1 protein-coding gene is annotated in these 1,079 nt (G+C 63.9%); it reads left to right on the top strand.

Going from position 1 to position 1,079, the window contains the following annotated elements; translation table 11 throughout:
- Positions 1 to 48 precede the first annotated feature (48 nt).
- Positions 49 to 1,050, top strand: a complete 1,002-nt coding sequence (gap, locus tag D180_RS03305; protein ID WP_017911669.1) for a type I glyceraldehyde-3-phosphate dehydrogenase — start codon at positions 49 to 51, stop codon at positions 1,048 to 1,050.
- Positions 1,051 to 1,079 lie beyond the last annotated feature (29 nt).

The following is a 1,079-nucleotide window of genomic DNA, read 5'->3' as shown; positions in this document are numbered from 1 at the left end:
TTTCCCCTTCCATCCGCCGCGCCAGGCGCGGCCGCAGGAGCTACTGAAATGGCAATCAAGGTCGGCATCAACGGTTTCGGTCGCATCGGGCGCAACGTGCTGCGCTCGGCGGTGCAGAATTTCGGCAGCGACATCGAGATCGTCGCCATCAACGACCTGCTCGAGCCGGATTATCTGGCTTACATGCTGCAGTACGACTCCGTGCACGGCCGCTTCCAGGCGGAGGTGTCGGTGGACGGCAATCATCTGCTGGTCAACGGCAAGAAGATCCGCCTGACCCAGGAACGCGATCCGGCCGCGCTGAAGTGGGGCGAGGTCGGCGTGGACGTGGTGATCGAGTCCACCGGCCTGTTCCTGACCAAGGAAACCGCGCAGAAGCACCTGGACGCCGGCGCCAAGAAGGTGATCCTGTCGGCGCCGTCGAAGGACGACACGCCGATGTTCGTGTATGGCGTCAACGACAGCACCTATGCGGGTCAGGCCATCGTCTCCAACGCCAGCTGCACCACCAACTGCCTGGCGCCGCTGGCCAAGGTGATCAACGACAAGTGGGGCATCAAGCGCGGCCTGATGACCACCGTGCACGCGGCCACCGCCACCCAGAAGACCGTGGACGGGCCGAGCAACAAGGATTGGCGCGGCGGCCGCGGCATCCTGGAGAACATCATTCCGTCCAGCACCGGTGCGGCCAAGGCGGTCGGCGTGGTGATCCCGGAGTTGAACAAGAAGCTCACCGGCATGAGCTTCCGCGTGCCGACCTCGGACGTGTCTGTGGTCGACCTGACCGTGGAACTGGAGAAGCCGGCCACCTACGCCGAGATCTGTGCCGAGGTGAAGGCGCAGAGCGAAGGCGCGCTGAAGGGCATCCTCGGCTACACCGAAGACAAGGTGGTGGCTACCGATTTCCGCGGCGACGCGCGTACCTCGATCTTCGATGCCGATGCCGGCATCGCCCTGGACGGCACCTTCGTCAAGCTGGTGTCCTGGTACGACAACGAGTGGGGCTACTCCAACAAGTGCCTGGAAATGGTCAAGGTGGTGGCGAAGTAAGCCGCCTGGCGTCGTCCACAAAGAAAGCG

It is taken from the genome of Xanthomonas sp. SHU 166, from assembly GCF_000364685.1.
Classification (GTDB): domain Bacteria; phylum Pseudomonadota; class Gammaproteobacteria; order Xanthomonadales; family Xanthomonadaceae; genus Xanthomonas_A; species Xanthomonas_A sontii.
The sequence above is the reverse complement of the archived record's forward strand: the minus strand, read 5'-3'. Positions and strand labels throughout refer to the sequence as shown.